Annotated in this window: 21 protein-coding genes and 1 pseudogene; 18 read left to right on the forward strand and 4 right to left on the reverse strand. The window is 70.8% G+C overall.

Annotated features, from left to right (window positions below; genetic code table 11):
* Positions 1–92: 92 nt before the first annotated feature.
* The 6 genes from lysA to prfA all read left to right on the forward strand — a co-directional run bounded on the left by lysA (position 93) and on the right by prfA (position 8,486).
* The gene (lysA, locus tag ABG085_RS06295; protein ID WP_347978559.1) at positions 93–1,610 is read left to right on the forward strand and encodes a diaminopimelate decarboxylase; all 1,518 of its coding nucleotides are present in this window, start codon (positions 93–95) and stop codon (positions 1,608–1,610) included.
* Positions 1,607–2,944: a homoserine dehydrogenase gene (locus ABG085_RS06300; RefSeq protein WP_347978560.1), complete on the forward strand. Its 1,338-nt coding sequence runs from the start codon at positions 1,607–1,609 to the stop codon at positions 2,942–2,944. Before lysA ends, ABG085_RS06300 begins: the two co-directional genes overlap by 4 nt.
* Positions 2,945–2,963: 19 nt before the next feature.
* The gene (gene thrC / locus ABG085_RS06305; RefSeq protein WP_347978561.1) at positions 2,964–4,073 is read left to right on the forward strand and encodes a threonine synthase; all 1,110 of its coding nucleotides are present in this window, start codon (positions 2,964–2,966) and stop codon (positions 4,071–4,073) included.
* Complete coding sequence (gene thrB, locus ABG085_RS06310) at positions 4,070–5,035, forward strand: homoserine kinase (protein ID WP_347978562.1); 966 nt, start codon at positions 4,070–4,072, stop codon at positions 5,033–5,035. Before thrC ends, thrB begins: the two co-directional genes overlap by 4 nt.
* Positions 5,036–5,237: 202 nt before the next feature.
* Positions 5,238–7,385: a transcription termination factor Rho gene (gene rho / locus ABG085_RS06315; RefSeq protein WP_347978563.1), complete on the forward strand. Its 2,148-nt coding sequence runs from the start codon at positions 5,238–5,240 to the stop codon at positions 7,383–7,385.
* Between the two features lie 21 nt (positions 7,386–7,406).
* The gene (gene prfA, locus ABG085_RS06320; protein WP_347979293.1) at positions 7,407–8,486 is read left to right on the forward strand and encodes a peptide chain release factor 1; all 1,080 of its coding nucleotides are present in this window, start codon (positions 7,407–7,409) and stop codon (positions 8,484–8,486) included.
* Between the two features lie 231 nt (positions 8,487–8,717).
* On the opposite strand, the gene ABG085_RS06325 is transcribed toward prfA, so the two are convergent.
* Entirely contained in the window at positions 8,718–8,942 is a 225-nt protein-coding gene (locus tag ABG085_RS06325) for a hypothetical protein (protein ID WP_347978564.1), read from the reverse strand.
* On the opposite strand from ABG085_RS06325, the gene ABG085_RS06330 reads away from it, so the two are divergent.
* From ABG085_RS06330 to ABG085_RS06340, 3 genes are all read left to right on the forward strand, one after another.
* A complete protein-coding gene (locus tag ABG085_RS06330) occupies positions 8,931–9,674 on the forward strand; it encodes a DUF559 domain-containing protein (RefSeq protein WP_347978565.1) in 744 nt (247 codons plus the stop codon). The genes ABG085_RS06325 and ABG085_RS06330 overlap by 12 nt on opposite strands.
* A gap of 195 nt (positions 9,675–9,869) precedes the next feature.
* Complete coding sequence (locus tag ABG085_RS06335; protein ID WP_347978566.1) at positions 9,870–10,268, forward strand: hypothetical protein; 399 nt, start codon at positions 9,870–9,872, stop codon at positions 10,266–10,268.
* Between the two features lie 74 nt (positions 10,269–10,342).
* Positions 10,343–13,144, forward strand: coding sequence for an AAA family ATPase (locus ABG085_RS06340; protein WP_347978567.1), 2,802 nt, complete (start codon positions 10,343–10,345; stop codon positions 13,142–13,144).
* Between the two features lie 82 nt (positions 13,145–13,226).
* On the opposite strand, the gene epsC is transcribed toward ABG085_RS06340, so the two are convergent.
* The 3 genes from epsC to cysK (ABG085_RS06355) all read right to left on the reverse strand — a co-directional run bounded on the left by epsC (position 13,227) and on the right by cysK (ABG085_RS06355) (position 15,792).
* A complete protein-coding gene (gene epsC / locus ABG085_RS06345) occupies positions 13,227–13,811 on the reverse strand; it encodes a serine O-acetyltransferase EpsC (RefSeq protein ID WP_347978568.1) in 585 nt (194 codons plus the stop codon).
* Positions 13,808–14,761 carry a cysteine synthase A gene (gene cysK, locus ABG085_RS06350; RefSeq protein WP_347978569.1) on the reverse strand — a complete coding sequence of 318 codons (954 nt, stop codon included), beginning with the start codon at positions 14,759–14,761 and terminating at the stop codon, positions 13,808–13,810. Before cysK (ABG085_RS06350) ends, epsC begins: the two co-directional genes overlap by 4 nt.
* Positions 14,762–14,853: 92 nt before the next feature.
* Positions 14,854–15,792 (reverse strand): cysteine synthase A, encoded by a 939-nt coding sequence (gene cysK / locus ABG085_RS06355; RefSeq protein ID WP_347978570.1) that lies wholly within the window; start codon positions 15,790–15,792, stop codon positions 14,854–14,856.
* Positions 15,793–15,976: 184 nt separating this feature from the next.
* Here cysK (ABG085_RS06355) and prmC point away from each other — a divergent pair, with 184 nt between their 5' ends.
* The 9 genes and pseudogenes from prmC (at position 15,977) to atpA (ending at position 23,821) form a co-directional block, all read left to right on the forward strand.
* Positions 15,977–16,849 (forward strand): peptide chain release factor N(5)-glutamine methyltransferase, encoded by an 873-nt coding sequence (gene prmC / locus ABG085_RS06360; RefSeq protein ID WP_347978571.1) that lies wholly within the window; start codon positions 15,977–15,979, stop codon positions 16,847–16,849.
* A 53-nt stretch (positions 16,850–16,902) separates the two neighbouring features.
* A pseudogene (locus ABG085_RS06365) lies at positions 16,903–17,568 on the forward strand (L-threonylcarbamoyladenylate synthase); the annotation flags it as partial.
* A gap of 233 nt (positions 17,569–17,801) precedes the next feature.
* Positions 17,802–19,004, forward strand: coding sequence for an MraY family glycosyltransferase (locus ABG085_RS06370; RefSeq protein ID WP_347978572.1), 1,203 nt, complete (start codon positions 17,802–17,804; stop codon positions 19,002–19,004).
* The gene (locus ABG085_RS06375) at positions 19,001–19,489 is read left to right on the forward strand and encodes a hypothetical protein (protein WP_347978573.1); all 489 of its coding nucleotides are present in this window, start codon (positions 19,001–19,003) and stop codon (positions 19,487–19,489) included. The genes ABG085_RS06370 and ABG085_RS06375 overlap by 4 nt, the downstream gene beginning before the upstream one ends.
* Before the next feature lie 199 nt (positions 19,490–19,688).
* Positions 19,689–20,450, forward strand: coding sequence for a F0F1 ATP synthase subunit A (gene atpB, locus ABG085_RS06380; protein ID WP_347978574.1), 762 nt, complete (start codon positions 19,689–19,691; stop codon positions 20,448–20,450).
* 46 nt (positions 20,451–20,496) lie between these two features.
* Complete coding sequence (atpE, locus tag ABG085_RS06385) at positions 20,497–20,730, forward strand: ATP synthase F0 subunit C (protein ID WP_045274135.1); 234 nt, start codon at positions 20,497–20,499, stop codon at positions 20,728–20,730.
* Positions 20,731–20,759: 29 nt separating this feature from the next.
* Positions 20,760–21,314: a F0F1 ATP synthase subunit B gene (locus ABG085_RS06390; RefSeq protein ID WP_347978575.1), complete on the forward strand. Its 555-nt coding sequence runs from the start codon at positions 20,760–20,762 to the stop codon at positions 21,312–21,314.
* Complete coding sequence (locus tag ABG085_RS06395; protein ID WP_347978576.1) at positions 21,314–22,105, forward strand: F0F1 ATP synthase subunit delta; 792 nt, start codon at positions 21,314–21,316, stop codon at positions 22,103–22,105. Before ABG085_RS06390 ends, ABG085_RS06395 begins: the two co-directional genes overlap by 1 nt.
* Positions 22,106–22,183: 78 nt before the next feature.
* Positions 22,184–23,821, forward strand: a complete 1,638-nt coding sequence (gene atpA, locus ABG085_RS06400) for a F0F1 ATP synthase subunit alpha (RefSeq protein ID WP_347978577.1) — start codon at positions 22,184–22,186, stop codon at positions 23,819–23,821.
* The last annotated feature ends 2 nt before the right edge of the window (positions 23,822–23,823 follow it).

Genomic DNA, 23,823 nt, shown 5'->3' on the forward strand with positions numbered 1-23,823 from the left:
TGTCGCTGCCAGAGCGTGACCTCTCCGGCCGGCAGAGCCGTACCACCATCCCCGGACGGCCACGCGTCGCAGCTCCCACCGATTGGTCCACCGTGTCCGCCGACCCGCATACCCGTTCCGTCGCTCCTGCGTGGCTCGAACGTCCCGCCGACGCGAACGGGCTCGCCCCGGCCGTCTGGCCGATCTCGGCGAGCCGCGACGACGCCGGTGTGCTCACGCTCGGCGGCATCCCGGCGACCGCGCTGCGCAGCCGCTTCGGCACACCGCTCTACGTCATCGACGAGGACGAGGTGCGTGCCACCGCACGGCGCACGCTCGACGCCTTCCGGGCGGCCGCCGCCCTCCACGGCGTGCAGGCGCGCGTGTATTACGCCGGCAAGGCCCTGCTGACGACCGAGGTCGTGCGCTGGGTCACCGACGAGGGACTCGCGGTCGACGTCTGCACCGGCGGTGAGCTGGCCGTGGCGCTGGCGGCGGGCGCGGATCCCGCGCGCCTCGGCTTCCACGGGAACAACAAGTCGGTGGCCGAGCTCGAGCGCGCCGTCGACGCGGGCGTCGGGTCCATCGTCATCGACAGCCTCATCGAGATCGAGCGGCTCGCGGCGATCGTCGGGCGCCGCGGTGCAGCGCAGGCGGTGCTGCTGCGGGTGAACAGCGGCGTGCACGCCGAGACGCACGACTTCCTCGCGACGGCCCACGAAGACCAGAAGTTCGGCTTCACGCTCACGGATGCCCCCGCCGCGGTCGCCCGCATCCGCGAGCTCGAGGGCCTCGAGCTCGTGGGTCTGCACTGCCACATCGGGTCACAGATCTTCGGCACCGCCGGCTTCGAGGAGTCCGCGGCGCGGATCGTCGAGCTGTACGCAGAGCTTCGCCAGGGCGGCGAACTGCCGGTGCTCAACCTCGGCGGCGGCTTCGGCATCGCCTACACCTCGGTCGACGACCCCACCCCCATCGAGCAGCTGGCGGCGGGCATCGCGGAGGCCGTGGCGCGCCAGTGCGAGGTGCGCGGCATCCCGGTTCCGAATCTCGCGTTCGAGCCGGGCCGCGCCATCGTCGGCCGCGCCGGCGTGACCCTGTACGAGGTCGGAACGACCAAGCCGGTGGCGCTCGGCAGTTCTGACGACACTGCCGACGAAGCCCCCGGTGACACGCGCCTGTACGTCAGCGTCGACGGCGGGATGAGCGACAACGCCCGCCCTGCCCTGTACGGTGCGCAGTTCTCGGCGAGGATCGCGTCGCGCACGAGCGACGCCGAGCCGGCGCTCGCGAGGGTGGTCGGAAAGCACTGCGAGTCGGGTGACATCGTGGTCGACGCCGAGTACCTTCCTGCCGATGTGTCGCCCGGCGACCTGCTCGCCGTCCCGGCGACCGGCGCCTACTGCTTCTCGCTCGCGAGCAACTACAACTACGTGCCCCGCCCGCCCGTCGTGGCGCTGCGCGGGGGAGAGGCCCGCGTCATCGTGCGCGGCGAGACGATCGACGATCTTCTCGCCCGCGACGCCGGCGTCGATACCGCTGTGTTCGAAGCTGGGCGCCCCTCCGGGGGCGCACCGATGGAAGGGAAACAACGTATGCCCGTACTGAGCGAGCGAAGCGAGTCGAAGTGACCGACTACCGCCGCCTCCGCGTCGCGCTGCTGGGAGCCGGAGCCGTGGGCTCGCAGGTCGCGGCGCTGCTGCGCCAGCACGCCGACGAGCTCGCCGACCGGGCGGGAGCGCGACTGGAGCTGGTCGGCATCGCGGTGCGCGACGTCGACGCCAAGCGCGACGTCGAGCTGCCTCAGGAGCTCTTCACGACGGACGCCGACGCGCTCATCGTCGGCTCCGACATCGTCATCGAGCTGATGGGCGGCATCGAGCCGGCACGTACCTACCTGCTGCACGCGATCAACTCGGGCGCCGACGTCGTGACCGCCAACAAGGCGCTCCTGGCGACGCACGGCCCTGAGATCTTCGACGCCGCCGACCAGGTGGGCGCCGAGGTCTACTACGAGGCCGCCGCCGCCGGCGCCATCCCGATCATCCGCCCGCTGCGCGACTCGCTGGCCGGCGACCGCGTGCAGCGCATCATGGGCATCGTCAACGGCACCACGAACTACATCCTCGACCGCATGGACACCGAGGGCGCCGAGTTCTCGGACGTGCTCGCCGACGCGCAGCGCCTCGGGTACGCCGAGGCGGATCCGACGGCCGATGTCGAGGGCTACGACGCCGCCCAGAAGGCCGCGATCCTCGCGAGCCTCGCCTTCCACACGACGGTGCCGCTCGAGGCGGTGCACCGCGAGGGCATCACCGCGATCGACTCGTCGATGATGGATGCCGCGCGCCACGCCGGCTACGTCATCAAACTGCTGGCGGTCTGCGAGCGGCTGACCGAGGAATCCGGCGAGTCCATCTCGGTGCGCGTCTATCCCGCGCTCATCGACCGCGCCCACCCGCTCGCCAGCGTGCACGGAGCCAACAACGCGGTGTTCGTGCAGGCCGAGGCCGCCGGCAACCTGATGTTCTACGGCGCGGGCGCCGGCGGCGTGCAGACCGCATCCGCGGTGCTCGGTGACGTCGTGTCGGCGGCCCGCCGCCACATCGCCGGCGGTGTCGGCGTCGGCGAGTCGACGCTGGCCAACCTCCCCATCGTGCCCGTGGGCCGCGTCACGACGCGCTACCAGATCACGCTCGAGGTCGACGACCAGCCGGGCGTGCTCGCGACGGTCGCCGGCATCCTCAGCGACGGTCGTGTCTCGATCGCCACCGTCGAGCAGACCGTCGAGCAGACGGTGGCGCAGGCAGTCGGGGACGCGCGCGACAGCGAGGGCGGCGTCGCGCGACTGGTGATCGGCACGCACAAGGCGTTGGAGCAGGACCTGAGCGAGACGGTGGACCGACTGGCCGCCAGCGGCGTCGTGGAGCGCGTCGTCTCGGTCCTGCGGGTCGAAGGCAATTGAGGGTCTGAAGGAGACTGACATGGCACATGTTTGGCGCGGAGTCCTCCGCGAGTACGCAGATCGTCTGGGCGTGACGGATGCCTCGACCGTGGTCACCCTGGGTGAAGGCGGGACGCCGCTCCTGCCCGCCCCGGCGCTGTCGCGCCGCACCGGCACGGACGTGTGGGTGAAGTTCGAGGGCATGAACCCCACCGGCTCGTTCAAGGACCGCGGCATGACCGTCGCGGTGTCGCGTGCGATCGATCACGGCGCCAAGGCGGTGATCTGCGCGTCGACCGGCAACACGTCCGCCTCGGCCGCGGCCTACGCCGCGCACGCCGGCATCACGGCCGCCGTGCTCGTGCCCGAGGGCAAGATCGCGATGGGCAAGCTGAGCCAGGCCGTCGCCCACAACGGCCGCCTCATCCAGATCCGCGGCAACTTCGACGACTGCCTCGAGATCGCCCGCGAACTGGCCGACAACTACCCCGTGCACCTCGTCAACTCGGTCAACCCCGACCGCATCGACGGCCAGAAGACGGCCGCGTACGAGGTCGTCGAGCAGCTGGGCGACGCGCCCGACTTCCACTTCATCCCCGTCGGCAACGCCGGCAACTACACCGCCTACACGCGCGGCTACACCGAAGAGGCCGCGGCGAACGTCTCGACCCGCGTGCCGCGCATGTTCGGCTTCCAGGCCGAGGGCTCGGCACCGCTCGTGCGCGGCGAGGTCGTGAAGCACCCGGAGACGGTGGCGAGCGCCATCCGCATCGGCAACCCGGCGTCGTGGGACCTCGCGCTCGAGGCCCGCGCGGCGACCGACGGCTACTTCGGGGCCATCGACGACGACCGCATCCTCGCGGCGCAGAAGCTCCTGTCCGGTGAGGTCGGGATCTTCGTCGAGCCGGCGTCGGCCATCAGCGTGGCAGGGCTCCTGGACCGCGTCGAGGCGGGCGTCGTGCCGCAGGGCGCGCGCGTCGTGCTGACGGTCACGGGCCACGGGCTCAAGGACCCGCACTGGGCGCTGCGCAACGCGGACGGCTCGGAGGTCGAGCCCACCGTCGTCGACGCGACCACGTCGGAAGTGGCATCCGTTCTCGACCTCGTCCGCGCCGCCGAATCCGTCGACGCGCCGGGACCGCGCGCGTGACTGCAGCCGTCGTGCCCGCGCCCGTCACGGACGCCCGCGAGGGGCGCCGGGTCGTGGTGCGGGTTCCGGCGACGAGCGCCAACCTCGGGCCCGGTTTCGACACCCTCGGCCTCGCGCTGAGCGTGTACGACGAGCTCGATGTCACGGCGCTCCCCGAAGGGCAGCTCGAGATCGAGGTCGAGGGGGCCGGCGCGGCCGACGTTCCTCGCGACGCCTCGCACCTGGTGGTGCGGGCCATCGCGTACGCCTTCGAATCCGTGGGACGGCGGATGCCGGGGCTGCGCCTCGTCGCCAGGAACGTCATCCCGCACGGGCGCGGACTGGGCTCGTCGGGCGCGGCGGTGGTGTCGGGCCTGCTGGCCGCGAAGGGCCTGCTCGAGGGCGACGTGGAGCTCGGCCCGGACGCCCTGCTGCGGCTCGCGACCGAGCTCGAGGGACACCCCGACAACGTCGCGCCGGCGCTGTTCGGCGGTCTCACGATCGCCTGGGTCGACGACGGCGGCCCGCAGCACAAGAAGCTGCTGGTGCACCGCGGCGTGTCGCCCCTCGTGCTCGTGCCGGAGTTCACCATGTCGACGCAGCTCGCCCGGAGCCTGCAGCCCACGCAGGTGCCCCGTGAGGACGCCGTCTTCAACGTGTCCCGCTCGGCGCTGCTCATCGCGGCGCTCACGCAGAGCCCTGAGCTGCTGCAGGCGGCCACCGAGGACAAGCTCCACCAGAACTACCGCGCGAGCGCCATGCCCGACACCGACGCCCTCGTGCGGACGCTGCGCGCCCAGGGCTTCGCGGCGGTCGTTTCCGGAGCGGGCCCGAGCGTGCTCGTGCTCGCCGACGGACCCGGGCGACGGCTCGAAGCGGCGGCGCTCGCCGCGGCCACGACCGACACCCCGTGGGAGGCGCTCATGCTCGCCGTCGACTTCAAGGGTGGTACAGTGAGGGAGTACGCGGAGGGTTCCACGTAATACGTGAATCTGGCCTCCGTCGCAAATCTGCGAAACCACCGCACGGCATTCTGACCTGCCGACGTCCGCTGAGCACCCTCGCGGTCCCTCACCCCGTCGGCGGGAGTTTCGACAGGCGTGACAACTGATCGAGACGGGCAGACGCCACCCGCAGTGCTGTGCGAGTCGTGCACATTCGTTCGTTTTTCACAAGGGAGAACTCGTGGAGTCCATCTCCGAGGTCCATGCCGACGTTCCGGCCGACGAGCGCGCGGAAGCGCCCGAGGCTGTCGAGAACGCCGAGACCATCGAAGCCGCGGCTGAGGAAGCCGTGATCGAGGCCGTCGTGGCCGACACCGTCGCCGATGAGGCCGTCGTCGAGGCCGTCGCTGCAGAGGAGGCCGCCGAGGAGGCGGTCGCCGAGGCGATCGTCGCCGAGGACGCCGGTGACCCGGCGGCCGCCGCGGCTGCCGAAGCCGTCGCCGAAGAAGCCGTCGCCGAGGCCCTCGTGGCCGACGCCGTCGCCGAGGAAGCGGTCGCCGAAGCGGTCGTGGCCGACGCCGTGGCGGCGGAAGTCGTCGCGGAGGAGGTTCCGGCGGCACCGGTCAAGGCGCCGCGCAAGCGCGCGCCGCGCCGTGCCAAGAGCACCGACGTCCCGCCGGCCGAGCCCGTCGAGGCACCGGCCGAGGCTGCTGCCACCGAGACGCCGGCCGAGACCGCACCTGCCGAGGCCGCGCCGGCCGAGAGCGCACCCGCCGAGGCGGCGCCTGCCGAGGGCGACGCCCAGGCAGCAGATGACGCTGCGGAGGCGGCATCCGCCCCCGCAGGCGACGCCGAGGCACCCGCCGAAGCAGCCGAGCAGTCCGCCGAGGGCGAGGCCGAGGGCACCGACACGCCGGCTCGTGGCCGCAGCCGCAGCCGCAGCCGCAGCCGCAACCGGAACGCGCAGGGCGGTCAGAACCAGAACGCCCAGAACTCCAACGCCCAGGGCGGTCAGGGCGCGCAGGCGCAGAACGCCCAGGGCGGTCAGAACCAGAACGCGCAGCCTGCCGTGGCCGAGCCCGCCAAGGCCGAGACGCCCGAGGACGACCAGCAGTCGCAGGGCAACGGCCGGGGCCGCCAGCGCAACAAGCGCCGTGGCACCCAGACGACCGGCGACGAGTTCGACACCGAGATCGGCGAGGACGACGTCCTCATCCCGATCGCCGGCATCCTCGACGTGCTCGACAACTACGCGTTCGTCCGCACCTCCGGCTACCTGCCCGGCCCGAGCGACGTCTACGTCTCGCTCGGCCAGGTCAAGAAGTACAACCTCCGCAAGGGCGACGCCGTCGTCGGCGCCATCAAGCAGCCGCGCGAGGGCGAGCAGTCCAGCCGCCAGAAGTACAACGCGCTCGTCAAGGTCGATGCCGTGAACGGCCTCTCGGTCGACGACGCCGCGACGCGTGTCGAGTTCGGCAAGCTGACGCCGCTGTACCCGCAGGAGCGCCTGCGCCTCGAGACGGGTCCCGAGAAGCTGACCCAGCGCATCATCGACCTGGTCGCGCCGATCGGCAAGGGGCAGCGCGGACTCATCGTCGCCCCGCCGAAGGCCGGCAAGACGATCGTGCTGCAGCAGATCGCCAACGCGATCTCGATCAACAACCCCGAGGTCCACCTCATGGTCGTGCTGGTCGACGAGCGGCCCGAAGAGGTCACCGACATGCAGCGCACGGTGAAGGGCGAGGTCATCGCCTCGACCTTCGACCGTCCCGCCGAGGACCACACCACGGTCGCCGAGCTCGCCATCGAGCGCGCCAAGCGCCTCGTGGAGCTCGGTCGAGACGTCGTCGTTCTCCTGGACTCGATCACGCGTCTGGGCCGTGCGTACAACATCTCGGCGCCGACCTCGGGCCGCGTGCTCACCGGTGGCGTCGACGCGTCGGCGCTGTACCCGCCCAAGCGCTTCTTCGGCGCCGCGCGCAACATCGAGAACGGCGGATCGCTCACGATCCTCGCGACCGCGCTCGTCGAGACCGGCTCCAAGATGGACGACGTCATCTTCGAGGAGTTCAAGGGCACCGGCAACAGCGAGCTGCGCCTGTCGCGCCAGCTGGCCGACAAGCGCATCTTCCCGGCCGTCGACGTCAACGCGTCGAGCACCCGCCGCGAAGAGATGCTGCTGTCGCCCGACGAGGTCAAGATCACGTGGAAGCTGCGTCGCGCGCTGGCGGGTCTCGACCCGCAGCAGGCCCTCGAGGTCGTGCTCGGCAAGCTCAAGGAGACGTCGTCCAACGTCGAGTTCCTCGTGCAGATGCAGAAGTCGATCCCGGCTCCGACCACCGGTCACAGCGGCGGACGCAGCCACGCGGACGACAACAGCATCCGCTGATCCCCCATGGGCGAACCCGCGATGTTCGATTCCGTCCGGGCGCTGATCGACGAGCACCGCGCGGTGCAGGAGGAGCTCTCCGACCCCGCGGTGCACGCCGATGCGGCGCGCGCGAAGCGGGTCAACCGGCGCTACGCCGAGCTGTCGCGCATCGTGAAGGCGCACGAGGACTGGCTGGCGGCATCCGATGATCTGGATGCCGCCCGCGAGCTCGCCCGTGAAGACGAGGCGTTCGCCGAAGAGGTGCCGGCACTCGAGGCGCGCCTGGTTGAGGCGCACGAACGACTGCGACGGCTGCTGATCCCGCGGGACCCGGACGACGCGCGCGACGTGATCATGGAGATCAAGCAGGGCGAGGGCGGCGCCGAATCGGCGCTGTTCGCGGCCGACCTCCTGCGCATGTACCTGCAGTACGCCGCGTCGAAGGGCTGGAAGACGGAGCTCCTCGAGCGCAACGAGTCCGACCTCGGCGGCTACAAGGACGTCCAGGTCGCGATCAAGGGCTCCTCATCCGATCCCGCGCAAGGGGTGTGGGCGCACCTGAAGTACGAGGGCGGCGTGCATCGCGTGCAGCGCGTGCCGGCGACCGAGTCGCAGGGGCGGATCCACACCTCGACCACCGGCGTGCTGGTGTTCCCCGAGGTCGACGAGCCCGAAGAGATCCACATCGACCCAAACGACCTCAAGATCGACGTGTTCCGGTCGTCGGGTCCCGGCGGGCAGTCGGTCAACACGACCGACTCCGCGGTGCGCATCACGCACGTGCCGACGGGGATCGTGGTCTCGATGCAGAACGAGAAGTCGCAGCTGCAGAACCGCGAGGCCGGCATGCGCGTGCTGCGTGCGCGCCTGCTCGCCAAGCAGCAGGAGGAGCTCGACGCGGCGGCATCCGACGCCCGCCGCTCACAGATCCGCGGCATGGACCGGTCCGAGCGCATCCGCACCTACAACTTCCCCGAGAACCGCATCGCCGACCACCGCACCGGCTACAAGTCGTACAACCTCGACCAGGTCATGGACGGCGCGCTCGAGCCGATCATCGAGTCGGCGATCACCGCCGACGAAGAGGCGCGGCTCGCCGCCCTCGGCGGCGACGCCTGACCCCGGTCTTCGGCCACGCCCCCGCCCCCCCCGCGCGCCTCGCCTTCCCCCGCGCGCCTCGCCTTCCCCCGCGGGGACCGTTCAACCCTGTTCACTTGCGCTGAACGTACGCGAAATCGGGCGATCGGTGTACGTTCAGCGCAAGTGAACTGGATCGGATCGCCTGCGGAGCGGCCAAGCGACGGGGACTGTGGATAATTCAACGGATGCCCCGCCGCGAAGTGGCAAGGTTCACAGATGCCCGCGATCGACGGTCCGGCCTTTCGTGTCGGGGATGCGCTCCGTTCTGGCATGCCGCGTCGAGCGGTGGACGCCCGCACACTTGACCGGCCGTTCGCCGGGCTGCGGGCGCATCCCGCCGCTGATAGCGACCAAGAGGGGCGGCATCCGCTCGAGGTCGCGCGAGACGCGCATCGCCGCGCAGCGCGGCAGTTCACCACGCACATGCATGTCCACGAGTTCTTCTCGCACGCCACGGCGGCGCTGTTGTGGGACCTGCCCCTGCCGTCGGTGCCGGATGGCATCGACGTGTCGGTCATCGCCCCCCATCGCGCGCCATCAGGCCGAGGGGTGCGAGGTCACCAGCTCGCCGGCGCGCAGGTCACGACGACAGAGCACGACGAGGGTTTCTCGATCACCTCTCCCGGGTCGACATGGGCGCAGCTCGGCGCGGCCGTCAAGCACCCGTACGACCTCACAGCGCTCGCGGACGCGGTGATCCGTACGCCGCGCATCCCCGGTCCGCACGGGCGTCTGCTGAGAGCCGCGCACTCGACGGTCGCCGAGCTCGCCGTCGAACTGGGACGGGGCCGGCGGATCGGAATACGCAGCCTCGAGGAGGCCCTGCACCGCGCGCGGCCCGGCGCAGCGTCGCGCCCTGAGACGTGGACCCGGCTGACCATCGTCGACGCGGGGTTGCCGGAGCCGACGCTCGACCATGACGTGTACGACGAGCGGGGCGTCTTCATCGGCTGCGTCGACCTCGCCTACGTCGCGCTGAAGATCGCCATCGAGTACGAGGGCGACCACCACCGCGTCGAGGCTGCGCAGTGGGCGCGCGACATCCAGAAGCACGATCGACTCGCAGAGCTCGGATGGCGGGTGATCCGCGTCACCCGGGCGGACGTGTTCGAGCACCCAGGAGAACTGGTCGGCCGGGTCCGCAGCGCCCTCCGTTCACGCGCCTGACGCGCCCGACTGCGCGCCCGGCCGCCATCAGCGGAGCATCGTCGCAGTTCACTTGCGCTGAACGTACGCAGAAACGGGCCTCCGGCGTACGTTCAGCGCAAGTGAACCATGCCGCGGAGGAAGCACCGCGCGCGGGGACGGACGCCGGGGCACGGATGCCGGGGGCGGGGGATGCCGCGGCGCTAGGCTTCGAGCGTGCTCACGTTCCTGATCCGCGCTCTGATCTTCCTCGTGTCGGCGGCACTCGGCCTCATCGTGGCCGACCTGATCCTGCCGGGCTTCTCGCTGCACTGGGACGACTGGTGGGGGATCCTCCTCGCGGTGGTGATCTTCGCGGTGCTGCAGAGCATCCTGGCGCCGTGGCTGTTCAAGATCACCCGGCGGCATGCCAACGCGCTCATCGGCGGCATCGGCCTGCTCTCGACGTTCGTCGCACTGCTCATCGCGGTGCTCATCCCGGCGGCCGGCATCGGCATCGACGGGCCGGTGGCGTGGATCATCGGCACGCTGATCGTCTGGCTCGTCACGGCGCTCGCGACGTGGCTTCTGCCACCCCTGTTCATCAAGAACAAGGTGCAGGACCGCCGCGGCTGACGACGCGAAGATAGGGATTTCGCCCGATCCGCCCCGAGCGCCGGGGGCACCAGGCTGGTGGGATGATGGGCGGTATGCAGATCGGCCGGGTTCCTCTCGTCGGCCGTCAGGCGGATCTCGACGCGCTGCGCGCGGAGATCGCCGCCGTGGATGCGCACGGACGCGCCGTGGTGGTGTCGGGCGACGCGGGTATGGGCAAGACGCGCCTGCTGCGCGATTTCACGGAGGGCCTCGACGACGACGTCGTCGTCGTCCGCGGCGCCTCGGTCGACTCCGGCTCGGGCCCCGCCCCGCTGACCGCGATCACCGACCTCGTGCGCGACCTCGTGGATCAGCTGGGCCCGGAGGCGGTGCGCGAGGCGGCGGGCCCCGCGGTCGACGCGCTGGGCGTGCTCGTCCCCACGCTGGCGGAGGCTCCGGGCGATACCGAGCGGCTCGCCGATGTCGTGGTGGAGCTGTTCTCGAACCTCGCGCGGACGCATCGCCTGGTCGTGATCATCGAGGACCTCCACTGGTCCGACAGCACCACGTGCGAGATCGCGGCACGCCTGGTGCGCCGCACTGCCGCCCTCCCGCTGTTCGTGCTGGTGTCGTACCGCACCGATGACGTGGGCCGCGGGCACCCGCTTCGCCCTGTCCTCGCTGAGCTCGACCGCGCGCGACTGCTGACGCATCGCCCGCTCGCACGGCTCAGCCCGGCCGAGGTGGGTGCGCTCGCCACGGCGGTGCATGGCGACACGCTCGCCGCCGAGGTGCTGAACGACATCGCGGCCCGCAGCGACGGCATCCCGTTCTATGTCGAAGAGCTGGCGAGCTTCTCGGGCGAGCGGCTGCCGGTTTCGCTGCGCGACGTCCTGCTGCTGCGTTACGAGCGATTGGATGCCGAGGCCCGCCGTTTCACCCGCGTGCTGGCGACCGGCGGGGTCGAGGTGCCCGACCCGGTGCTCCGGGCCGTCTTCGATGGCAATGAGCCGGTGCTGGAGTCGGCGGTGCGCTCCGCCGTCGACGCGCAGATCGTCGTGATCAGGGGCGATGCGTACGCGTTCCGCCACGCGCTCATGCAGGAGGCGGTGTACGCCGAGCTGCTTCCGACGGAGCGTACGCGGCTGCACACCGCCTACGCGGTGGCGCTCGAGGCGGCCGCCCCCACCGCGCGCGTGCTCGCCGACATCGCCCACCACTGGCGGGCTGCCCACGTCCCCGACCGGGCGCTGGCTGCTGCGGTCGCCGCGCAGCGTGCCGCGAGCGGAGCGTCGGCGTGGTCGACGGCTGCGGAGGCGGGGGAGCGGGCCATGGAGCTGTGGGATGCCGTGCCCGATCCCGAGACGGTCAGCGGGATGCCGCGCGTCGATGTGCTGCGGAGCACCTCTGCGGCGCTCCTCGCCGCCAACCGGAACGATCGCGCGCTCGCGTTCGCGCGGGAGGCGGTCGGCCTCTGGCCGGAGGAGGACGTCGTCGGGCGCGCGGAGATGCTCGGGGACCTGGCCACGATCGAGTTCCAGGCCGGTGTGTCGGACGGGGTGGAGAGCCTCGACCAGGCGCTCGCAATCCTCGGCGACGATCCGCGACACGATGTGCAGCGTGCCGGGCTCCTGCTCAGCTCTGCCCGAGCCCACATGCTCAACGGGCGCCATGGCCTGGGCACCGAGGTGGCGGCGCGCGCCGGTGCCACCGCTGAGGCTGCCGCCGCGGCCGGAGACCGAGACGCCGCCGAGATCCTCGTACAGGCGCTGCTCATCGCGGCGACCTGCCGGACCACCACCGGCGACGTCGGCGGTCTCGCGCTGTTCGAGCAGGCCCGTGCGCGTGCGGACGGGTTCGTCCGCGCCATGATGCGGTACTTCATCAACTGCTCCAACGCCCTCATGCTGCTCGGTCGGTATGACGACGCGGTCGCGGTGGCGCAGGAGGGGCAGGAGTACGGCCGCACCCACGTGGCGGACCTCGGCCCGCTCATGATGATCCAGGCCAACATGATCGAGGCGCACATCTACGCCGGCCGGCTGCGCGAGGCGGAGGAGCTGGGAGGGCTGCTCCCGCTGGTCGAGCCGGGCCTGTACTCGGCCTTCCTGCGCGAGCGCCTGGTATGGCTCGCGATCTGGCGGGGGCATGTCGACGACGCCCAGGCCGCGCTCGCGTCCGCCCGCCGCGAGCTCGACATGTTCGGCGCCTACGAGTTCCAGACCCGGTTCGGCATGGCGTACGACCTCGGCGAGCTGGCGCTCGCGCGCGGCGACGCGCACGAGGCGCTGTCGCACGCGCGGGCCGCGTGGGAGACGCCCGCCGGCGGCGTGCTCGCACTGCCGCTGACGGCCGTCGCGGCGCGTGCCGTCGCGATGCTCCGCGAGAGCGGCGAGGGCGGCGAGGACGCCGACATCGAGCCGTACCGCGCGGTGTTGGGCAGGTTCGCCGACTGGCCGGTGACGCCGCTGTGGGCGGCCGTGTTCGCGGCGGAGCTCGGCGAGAATTCCTGGGCCCCGGCCGTCGACGCCGTCGGCCCGGCGTACATCCGCGCCTATGCCCGCGTGCGGCACGGCGAGGAACTGCTGGCCGAGGGCGACCGGACGGCGGCGCGCGAGGCGCTCGCGGCGGCAGCATCCTTCGCCGAGGAGCTCGGCGCGGACGGCCTCGTCGCGCGTGCCCGCGCGGTGATGACGGATGCCGGACTCGCCGGCGAGACGCCGCGCTCCCTGCTCACCTCGCGCGAGGAGCAGGTGCTCGAGCTGGTCGCCGAGGGACTCACCAACGGCCAGATCGCGGAGCGCCTGTACATCAGTGTGAAGACCGTCTCAGTGCACGTGTCGGCAATCCTGCGCAAGCTCGACGCGCCGTCACGCACCGCCGCCGCGGCGATCCATCGGCGCAACGCGGCCTGACCCGGCCGGCTCACGCCCGGCACGACGATCGCGCCGGCGGCGAGTGGCTCGGCGCCGCCAGGGCCCCCGGGCAGCGCCCGCGTCAGATGTGGTACTCGGGTGTCGTCAGCAGGGCGCGCGTGTCCTCGCCGCTGCGGCGGGCTCGCGGCTTGGCGGGCACGCCGACCAGCACGGAGTCGGCCGGAGCGTCCTTGGTCACGACGGCATTGGCGCCGACGACGGATCCCGCGCCGATCGTGATGGGCCCAAGGATCTTCGCGCCCGCGCCGACGGCGACGCCGTCCTCGAGCGTGGGGTGCCGCTTGCCACCCTCGCGCTGCCGGCCGCCGAGCGTCACGCCGTGGTAGAGCATGACGTCGTCGCCGACCTCGGCGGTCTCGCCGATCACGACGCCCATGCCGTGGTCGATGAAGAAGCGGCGGCCGATGGTGGCCCCGGGGTGGATCTCGATGCCGGTGAGCCAGCGCGTGACCTGGGAGCCTGCACGGGCCACGAACCGCACGTCCCGGGACCACAGGGCGTGCCACACCCGGTGCGCCCAGATGGCGTGCAGGCCCGGGTACAGCACGGCGATCTCGAGGCCGCCGCGTGCGGCGGGATCGCGCAGCTTGGCTGCGGCGACGTCCTCGCGCACGCGCGCGACGAATCCGATGCGCTCGTCGGTCATTTCGACTCCTCCTCGGGGTCGCGCAGGTGCGCATACAGTGCCGTCGACAGGTAGCGCTCGCCCGAATCGGGCACGATCACGACGATGCGCTGACCGGCGGCCTCGGGGCGTGCCGCGATCTGGAGTGCGGCCCACACGGCCGCGCCCGCCGACATCCCACCGAGGATGCCCTCGCGGGTTGCCAGCTCGCGCGCGACGCTGATGGCGTCGTCGAACTCCACGTCGAAGATCTCGTCGACGACCGAGCGGTCGAGCACGTCGGGCACGAAGTTCGGGCCGATGCCCTGGATGCGGTGGCCGCCCGCGCGGCCCTCGGTGAGGACGGGGGAGTCCTTGGGCTCGACGAGGACGATCTTGACGGCGGGGTTGCGCTCCTTCAGCACCTGGCCGACGCCGGTGATCGTCCCGCCCGTGCCCGAGCCTGCGACGAACCAGTCGACATGGCCGTCGGTATCGCGCCAGATCTCCTCTGCCGTGGTCTGTCGATGGATCGCCGCGTTCGCCTCGTGCTCGAACTGGCGGGCGAGGATCGCGCCGGGCGTCTCATCGACGATGCGCTTGGCGGCGTCGACCGCCTCGGTCATGCCCTTGTACGGGTCGGTCAGCACGAGCTCGGCGCCGAAGGCCTTCAGCAGCGTGCGGCGCTCCTTCGACATCGAGGCGGGCATCGTGAGGATGACCTTGTAGCCGCGGGCCGCGCCGATGAGGGCGAGCGCGATGCCGGTGTTGCCGCTGGTGGACTCGACGATCGTGCCGCCCGGCTGCAGTTCTCCGGACGACTCGGCGGCCTCGACCAGCGCGTAGCCCAGACGGTCCTTCACCGACGAGCCGGGGTTGTAGAACTCGAGCTTCGCGAGCACCTCCGCGCCGAGACCCTCCGTGAGCGCGTTGAGGCGCACGAGCGGGGTCTCACCGAACGCGGTGGTGATGTCGGGATGGATGCCGGGCACGTGGTGCTCCTCGGTTCGGGCGGCGCGGGGACGACGGCGACGGCGCGCCGGCACCCGAACGGGTCGGGGTGCCGGCGCGCCGTCGTGACGTGTCAATCTTCGCGCAGATCCTCGAACAGCGCGGTCGAGAGGTAGCGCTCGCCGAACGACGGGATGATGACGACGATGTTCTTGCCCTCGGCCTCGGGGCGGGCGGCGACCTGGAGGGCCGCCCAGATCGCGGCGCCGGACGAGATGCCGACGAGGATGCCGTCCTTCTCGCCCACCGCACGAGCAGTGGCGATGGCGTCGGGGAATTCGACGTCGATGACCTCGTCGATGACGCTCTGGTCGAGGATCTCGGGGATGAAGTTCGGACCGATGCCCTGGATCTTGTGAGGCCCCGGGGTGCCCTTGGTGAGCAGCGGCGAGTCGGCTGGCTCGACGGCGATGACCTTGGCTCCCGGCACGCGCTCCTTGAGCACCTGCCCGACGCCGGTGATGGTGCCGCCCGTGCCGATGCCGGCGACGAAGTAGTCGACCTGGCCGTCGGTGTCGCGGAGGATCTCCTCGGCGGTGGTCTTGCGGTGGATCTCGGGGTTCGCCTCGTTCTCGAACTGCCGCGCGAGCACGGCGCCGGGGATGTCGGCGACGAGCTCCTCGGCCTTCGCGACGGCGCCCTTCATGCCGCCGGCGGGGTCGGTCAGCACGAGCTCCGCGCCGTAGCCCTTGAGCAGCAGGCGGCGCTCGATCGACATCGAAGAGGGCATGGCGAGCACGACGCGGTAGCCGCGGGCGGCGCCGACCATGGCCAGTGCGATGCCGGTGTTGCCGCTGGTCGCCTCGACGATGGTGCCCCCGGGCTGCAGCTGGCCCGATGCCTCGGCCGCGTCGACGATGGCGATGCCCAGGCGGTCCTTCACGCTGGAGGCCGGGTTGTAGAACTCGAGCTTCGCCAGGACGGTCCCGCCGACACCCTCCGCGATGCGGTTCAGGCGCACGAGCGGCGTGTTGCCGAAGGCGGAGGTGATATCGGGATGAATGCCGGTCATTTCGGGGCCTTTCGCGGGTTCACGGCTGGTCGAGCAACAGCCTATGGTGCACGTTTTCCTGTGAGTCCTTCTGTGACGACGGGCTGGTCTCACGGGGGTACCCTTCCCGCCCCGCCTTCACCCGAGGGGTCGGGATCTCCCGCGGCGCGGGGAGTGCCGCATCCCGAAATAGAGTGGACCGGTCATGAACACCCCCGCACCGTCTGTCGCCGACGCGCTCCGCTCCGCCGCCGATCGCCTCGCCGCGGCCGGCATCGCCGACCCGGCGGTCGACGCCGAGCTGCTCGCCGCCTTCGTGCTCGGCAGCGGGCGCGGGGGAGTGCAGGCCGCCGCCATCCGCGGCGACGCGCTGACGCAGGCAGACTCCGACCGCCTCGAGCAGCTGGTCACCCGGCGCGCCACCCGCGAGCCGCTGCAGCACATCACCGGCACGGCGCCTTTCCGCCACCTCGAGCTGCGCGTCGGGCCGGGCGTGTTCGTGCCGCGCCCCGAGACCGAGATGGTCGCGCAGCTGGCGATCGACGCGCTGCGGGCCGCGGCATCCGCTTCTCCCGTGGCCGTCGATCTCGGCACCGGCAGCGGCGCGATCGCCCTCGCGATGGCGACCGAGGTGCCCCACGCGCAGGTGTTCGCCGCCGAGAACTCCGTCGACGCCTACGTCTGGACGAAGGAGAACTTCGCGCACGTCGGCGCCGACAACGCGACCCTCGCCTTCATCGACCTCGCCCACGCGTTCCCCGAGCTCGACGGAACGGTCTCGGTCGTGGCATCCAACCCGCCGTATGTTCCGGATGCCGCCATCCCGCGCGACCCGGAGGTGCGGTTCTTCGACCCGCCGGCCGCTCTCTACGGCGGTGAGGACGGCCTCGACGTCGTCCGCGTGCTGAGCCGGGTGGGCCTGCGCCTGGCGCACCCGGGCGGCACGCTCGTGATCGAGCACGGCGAGTGGCAGGGCGAGGCGATCCGCGCCATCCTGACCGCCGACGGCTGGCGCGCGGCGGCGACGCACCCCGATCTCACGCAGCGCGACCGCGCCACGACCGCCCTGCGCCCCTGACCACGCCGTCTCGCATCGTTCCTGCCGGACGCCCAATTAGACTGTCGGGCGACATGTCCCCCATCTTCGACTGCCGTGACGAGGCGCAGCTTCTCACCGGCATGCGCCAGGCGCGCCAGGCCATCGCCCGTGGCGAGCTCGTCGTCGTTCCCACCGACACCGTCTACGGTGTCGCCGCGGACGCCTTCGACCATCAGGCGGTCGCCCGCCTGCTCGCCGCGAAGGGTCGGGGGCGCCAGTCGCCGCCCCCGGTGCTCGTCGCCGGGATCACGACGCTCCGCGCGCTCGTGGCCGAGGTGCCCGAGCCGGTCGAGCGCCTCGTCCAGGAGTTCTGGCCGGGCGGGCTCACCATCGTGCTGCCGTCGCAGCCGTCGCTGTCCTGGGACCTGGGCGAGACGCGGGGAACCGTCGCCGTGCGCATGCCCGCCCACCGCATCGCCCTCGAGCTCCTCGAAGAGACCGGGCCGCTCGCCGTCTCGAGCGCCAACCTCACCGGCATGGCCGCCGGCATCACCGCCGAGGACGCACAGGGGATGCTGCAGGACAGCGTCGCCGTCTACCTCGGCGACGGCCCCTCGAAGACCGGCATCCCGTCGACGATCATCGACGCCACCAGTCTGGTCGGCGGGGACGAACCGCGCGTGCGCGTGCTGCGCGAGGGCGCCGTGAGCCGAGCGCAGCTGCGCGACGTGCTCGGCGACCTGCTCGAGCCCGACCCCGGTACTGAGCCGGAGTCCGAGCCGGAGCGGGACGGCGGGTCCGTCTCCGAACCCGAGTCCGAGCTCGAGCGCGACGGGGGCTCCTCCGAGCCTGGTGAGTCCGTCTCCGGGTCGCAGGATGAGACCGGCTCCGGGCCCGAGACCGGCGACGCCACGGAGACGCCTGCCGTGCCCGGTGCGGCCCCCGTTTCGGAAGCGGCGGCCGCGTCCGAGGCGCCGGAACCCGGTCGCTCGTGAAGCAATACGTCTTCACGATCCTCCTCACGGCGGCCGTCACCTTCATCCTGTCGTGGGCGGTGTGGCGACTCAGCCTGAGATACAAGCTGTATCCCGGCATCCGCGAACGCGACGTCCACAAGACGCCGACACCACGCCTCGGCGGCATCGCCATGTTCCTCGGCGTGCTGGCGGCGTTCGCCATGTCGTCGGCGCACCCCTACTTCTCCATCGTCTGGTCCAACCCCCAGCAGATGTATGCGCTGCTGGGCGCGACTGCGCTCATCGTGGTCGTCGGCGTGCTGGACGACCTGTGGGACCTGGACTGGATGATCAAGCTCGGTGCGCAGTTCCTCGCCGCCGGCGTGATCGCGTGGTTCGGGCAGCTGCAGATCTACACCTTGCCGCTCGGCGGCATGACGATCTTCTCGAGCTGGGCGAGCTTCACCCTCACCGTGTTCTCGATCGTCGTGGTGATGAACGCCGTGAACTTCGTCGACGGGCTCGACGGTCTCGTCGCCGGCGTGTGCCTGATCGCGAACGCGGTGTTCTTCGCGTACTCGTACATGGTCTTCCGCGACTTCGGCTCGAGCACCTACTTCACGCTGTCCTCCCTCATCGCGGCGGTGCTCGTCGGCGCGTGCATCGGCTTCCTCCCGCTGAACTGGAGCCCCGCGCGACTGTTCATGGGGGATGCCGGCGCCCTCATGCTGGGTCTCCTCATGGCGTGCTCGGCGATCTCGATCACGGGCAACTTCGACCCCGCGATGGTCGCCGACAACGACGCGTTCGGCCGCTCGCAGCTGCTCGGTGCGTTCATCCCGATCCTGCTGCCGGTCGTGGTGGTGCTGCTGCCGCTGCTGGACTTCGGCCTCGCCGTGGTGCGGCGCATGAGCCGCGGCAAGTCGCCGTTCTCGCCCGACCGCAAGCACCTGCACCACCGCATGCTCGACATGGGGCACACCGACCGCGCCGCCGTGCTGATCTTCTACGCCTGGACCGCGCTGGTCAGCCTGTCGGTGCTGCTCATGTACATCGGCACCACCCTCGAGTGGCCGGGGGACTACCTCTTCGGCGTGCTCTACGGCGCGGTCGGCATCGCCGCCTGCCTCGTCGTGACGTTCCTTCCCTCCCACCGCCGTGCCGCGCGTCCGTCGCCCGCGCCCGCATCACCCGAACCGCAGCCCGATCCTGCGCCCGCCCAGGAGGACGCCCGATGAGCGCCAGCCCCGTATCCAGCACCCCGATCCTGCGCACCGTCCTGGTGTGGTCCGGGGCCGTGACGGCGGTCCTCGCCGTCGTCGGCGCCGTCGTCGGCTTCCTCGTCGCCGGCACCGACGGCCTGTGGAGCGCGCTCGCCGGAGTGGTCATCGCGGCGCTGTTCCTCGCGATCACCGCGGCCAGCATCCTGATCGCGAACCGCTGGTTCGGAGACGCGCTCTACGTGCCGATCTTCTTCGGCATCGTGCTCGGCGGATGGATCCTGAAGTTCGTCGTCTTCCTCATCGCGCTGTTCGTGCTCCGTGACCAGCCGTGGATCGTCGGCCCGGTCTTCTTCCTCGCCCTCGTCGCGAGCGTCCTGGCGTCGCTCGCGATCGATGTCGTGGTCCTGATGAGGATGCGGGTGCCGCATGTGAGCGATGTCGCGCTTCCGACGGATCCGGATGCCGGCGACCGCAGGGACGACGCGCCCGGCGCGATCTGAGCCCGCCCCGCGCGGATTCAGCGTGCTCACAAGTTTGATAGGCTGAACGAGCGCCCGCCCGCTCGCCTTGTGAGCGCTTGCGGAGTGACGCTCACCGACCATCGTCGCAACGGTCTTTACCGGTGCCCCGAAGCTGGAGCCAGCGCTGTCTATACATGCTGCGACCCTGATCGCCCCCTTTGCCGCGGATGAACCGCCCGTGTTCCACGGACCTTCCGTCGAAGAGTTCTTCCCTGAGGTCCTCTTCAACGCGTTCGGTGTTGTTCCCGTCACGCGCATCCACCTGATCCAGTTCCTGGCGACGATCGCCATCGTGGTGATCTTCTGGCTCGGCACGCGGCGCATGCGCGTCGTCCCCGGCCGGTTCCAGAGCCTCGTCGAGATGGGCCTGGACTTCGTCCGCGTCAACATCGGCGAAGACCTCCTGGGCAAGAAGGACGCCCAGCGCTTCCTTCCGATCCTCACCACGATCTTCTTCATGGTGCTGTTCATGAACATCACGGGCATCATCCCGTTCCTGAACATCGCCGGCACGAGCATCATCGCCGTGCCGCTCACGCTCGCCGTCGTGAGCTACGTCACCTTCATCTACGCCGGCATCAAGAAGAGCCCGGCGAACTTCTTCAAGAACTCGCTGTTCCCGTCGGGTGTGCCCTGGCCCATCTACATCATCGTGACGCCGATCGAGCTCATCTCGACCTTCATCATCCGGCCGGTCACGCTGACACTGCGACTCCTGATGAACATGATGGTCGGCCACCTGCTGCTGGTGCTGTTCTTCGCCGCGACGCAGTTCTTCATCGTCGACCTCGGCGGCTGGTGGACCGTGCTCGGCGCGGGCAGCCTCGCGTTCGGCTTCGTCTTCACCCTGTTCGAAATCCTGGTGGCTGTCCTCCAGGCGTACGTCTTCGCCCTTCTCACCGCGGTCTACATCCAGCTCGCGGTCGCCGAAGAGCACTGATACGGGACGGCCGGAAGGCCGCCCACAACCGAAAGGAAACACCCCCGTGGACGCAACTACGGTTCTCGCAGAGCTCAGCGGCAACGTCGCGACGATGGGCTACGGCCTCGCCGCGATCGGTCCCGCCATCGGCGTGGGTATCGTCGTCGGCAAGACGATCGAGGGCGTCGCCCGTCAGCCCGAGCTCGCCGGTCGCCTGCAGGTGCTCATGTGGATCGGTATCGCCTTCACCGAGGCGCTCGCCTTCATCGGCATCGCGACCTACTTCATCTTCGTCTGATCGCCGATACACAGTCCTAAGGAGACAGGATGCTGAACGCTCTTGTCGCGTACGCGGCGGAAGAGGGGGAGACTCACAATCCCCTCATCCCCGCCTGGTACGACATCATCTGGTCGTCGGTGTGTTTCATCGTCATCCTCTTCATCTTCTGGAAGGTCGCCCTTCCCCGCATGAAGAAGCTGCTCGATGAGCGCTCTGCGGCGATCGAGGGCAACATCGCCAAGGCCGACGAGGCTCAGCGAAAGGCCGAGGCGGCACTGGTGGAGTACACCGCCCAGCTCGCCGAGGCTCGCCAGGAGGCCGGTGAGATCCGCGATGCCGCCCGTGAGGACGGCAAGAAGATCGTCGCCGAGGCCAAGGAGACCGCTGCGGCGGAAGCCACGCGCCTGACGACCACGGCACACGCCCAGATCGAGGCCGAGCGCCAGACCGCTCTCGTCTCGCTGCGCAGCGAGGTGGGCACGCTCGCCCTCGACCTCGCCGGCGGTGTCATCGGCGAGACGCTGTCCGACGACAAGAAGGCCCAGGCCGTCGTCGACCGCTTCCTCGCCGAGCTCGAAGAGTCCGAAGGGGCGAAGGCGTAATGGGCAGCGCGTCCACTCAGGCCCTGGCGGCGACGACCGCGGCGCTGCGCGCCGCGTCGGGCGTCGACCTCGACGTGGCAGGCGAGCTGTTCGCCGTGGCGCGCGCCGTGGGCGACTCGTCGCAGCTGAGCGGCGCGCTCGCCGACTCCGCCGCGCCCGACGAGGCCCGCCGACAGGTCGTCGCCGACGTGTTCGGCGCGGCCGTGAGCCCCACGACCGCGTCGCTGCTGACCACCGCCGTCGCACAGCGCTGGTCGTCGGCCGACGACCTCGTCGACGCCATCGAGGAGCTCGCGGTGCGGGCAGCTGCGGTGGCGGATGGGCAGGCCGACGTCGAGGCCGAGCTCTTCGCCTTCACGCGCACCGTGGCCGACAACCCCGAGCTCGAGCTGGCGCTGGGAAGCCGGCTGGGCGACCCGGCAGCGAAGGGGGCGCTCGTCGAGACCCTGCTGCAGGGCCGCGCGAGCGCGGGGGCGACGCTCATCGCGTCATCCCTGGTCCGCGAGCCGCGGGAGCGGCGCGTCCGGCAGCTGCTGACGCGCGCGACGCGAATCGTCGCCGATCAGCGCAACCGCGCGGTGGCGACGGTCGTCGCTGCCGCGCCCCTGAGCGCCGCACAGAGCGAGCGGCTCACGGCGGCGCTGTCCAAGCGCTACGGCACCCCGGTGTCGCTGAACACCATCGTCGACCCGACCGTCGTGGGCGGCGTGCGCGTGCAGATCGCGGACGACGTGATCGACGCCAGCGTGTCGGCGCGACTGGCCGACCTCCGTCAGCGGCTCGCCGGCTGACACAGACTTCCCGCACGGGGCCGAGACAGGAACCGCGCGGAGCTTTCGGGGCCGAGGCCCCATGAACGAAGGAAAACAATGGCAGATCTCTCTATCAGCCCCGACGTCATCCGTGACGCGCTGAAGGACTTCGTCGCCGCTTACGAGCCCACCGGGGCTGCGGCCACCGAGGTCGGCACCGTCGTCGACGCCGCGGACGGCATCGCCCACGTCGAGGGCCTGCCCGGCGTCATGGCGAACGAGCTCGTGACGTTCGCCGACGGCACGAGCGGCCTCGCGCTGAACCTCGACGAGCACGAGATCGGTGTCGTCGTCCTCGGCGAGTTCTCGGGCGTCGAGGCCGGCCAGCAGGTCACCCGCACGGGTGAGGTGCTCTCGGTCGCCGTCGGCGACGGCTACCTGGGCCGCGTCGTCGACCCGCTCGGCAACCCGATCGACGGACTCGGCGAGGTCGCCACCGTCGGCCGTCGCGCCCTCGAGCTTCAGGCGCCCGGCGTCATGCAGCGCAAGAGCGTGCACGAGCCGCTGCAGACCGGCATCAAGGCGATCGACGCGATGATCCCGGTCGGCCGCGGCCAGCGCCAGCTCATCATCGGCGACCGCCAGACCGGCAAGACGGCCATCGCGATCGACACGATCATCAACCAGAAGGCCAACTGGGAGTCGGGCGACGTCAGCAAGCAGGTCCGCTGCATCTATGTCGCGATCGGCCAGAAGGGCTCCACGATCGCGGCCGTCAAGGGCGCCCTCGAGGACGCCGGTGCGATGGAGTACACCACCATCGTCGCCGCCCCCGCGTCGGACCCCGCCGGCTTCAAGTACCTGGCGCCGTACACCGGCTCGGCCATCGGCCAGCACTGGATGTACGAGGGCAAGCACGTCCTCGTCATCTTCGACGACCTGACCAAGCAGGCCGAGGCCTACCGTGCCGTCTCGCTGCTGCTGCGCCGCCCGCCGGGCCGCGAGGCCTACCCGGGCGACGTCTTCTACCTGCACTCGCGTCTGCTCGAGCGCTGCGCGAAGCTGTCGGACGAGCTGGGTGCGGGCTCGATGACGGGCCTGCCCATCATCGAGACGAAGGCCAACGACGTCTCGGCGTACATCCCGACCAACGTGATCTCGATCACCGACGGCCAGATCTTCCTGCAGTCCGACCTCTTCAACGCCAACCAGCGCCCCGCGGTCGACGTCGGCATCTCGGTGTCCCGCGTCGGCGGCGACGCCCAGGTGAAGTCGATCAAGAAGGTGTCGGGCACGCTCAAGCTCGAGCTCGCCCAGTACCGCTCGCTCGAGGCGTTCGCGATGTTCGCGAGCGACCTGGATGCGGCATCCCGTCGCCAGCTCGCCCGCGGCGCGCGTCTGACCGAGCTGCTCAAGCAGCCGCAGTACTCGCCGTACCCGGTGGAGGAGCAGGTCGTCTCGATCTGGGCCGGCACCAACGGCAAGCTGGACTCGATCGAGGTCGAGGACGTGCTGTCGTTCGAGCGCGAGCTGCTGGACTACCTCCGCCGCAACACCACGATCCTCGACACGCTCCGCGACACGAACGTCCTCGACGACGACACCGTCGCCGAGCTCACCAAGCGGACCGACGACTTCATCCTCGAATTCCAGGCCGGCAAGGGCCAGGCGATCGGCAAGCCGGGGCACGAAGAGGTCGCGGCAGCCGAGGCCGAGGACGTCAACCAGGAGAAGATCGTCAAGGGCCGCCGCTAAGG

It is taken from the genome of Microbacterium sp. ProA8, from assembly GCF_039905635.1.
In the GTDB taxonomy this organism is placed as follows: domain Bacteria; phylum Actinomycetota; class Actinomycetes; order Actinomycetales; family Microbacteriaceae; genus Microbacterium; species Microbacterium chionoecetis.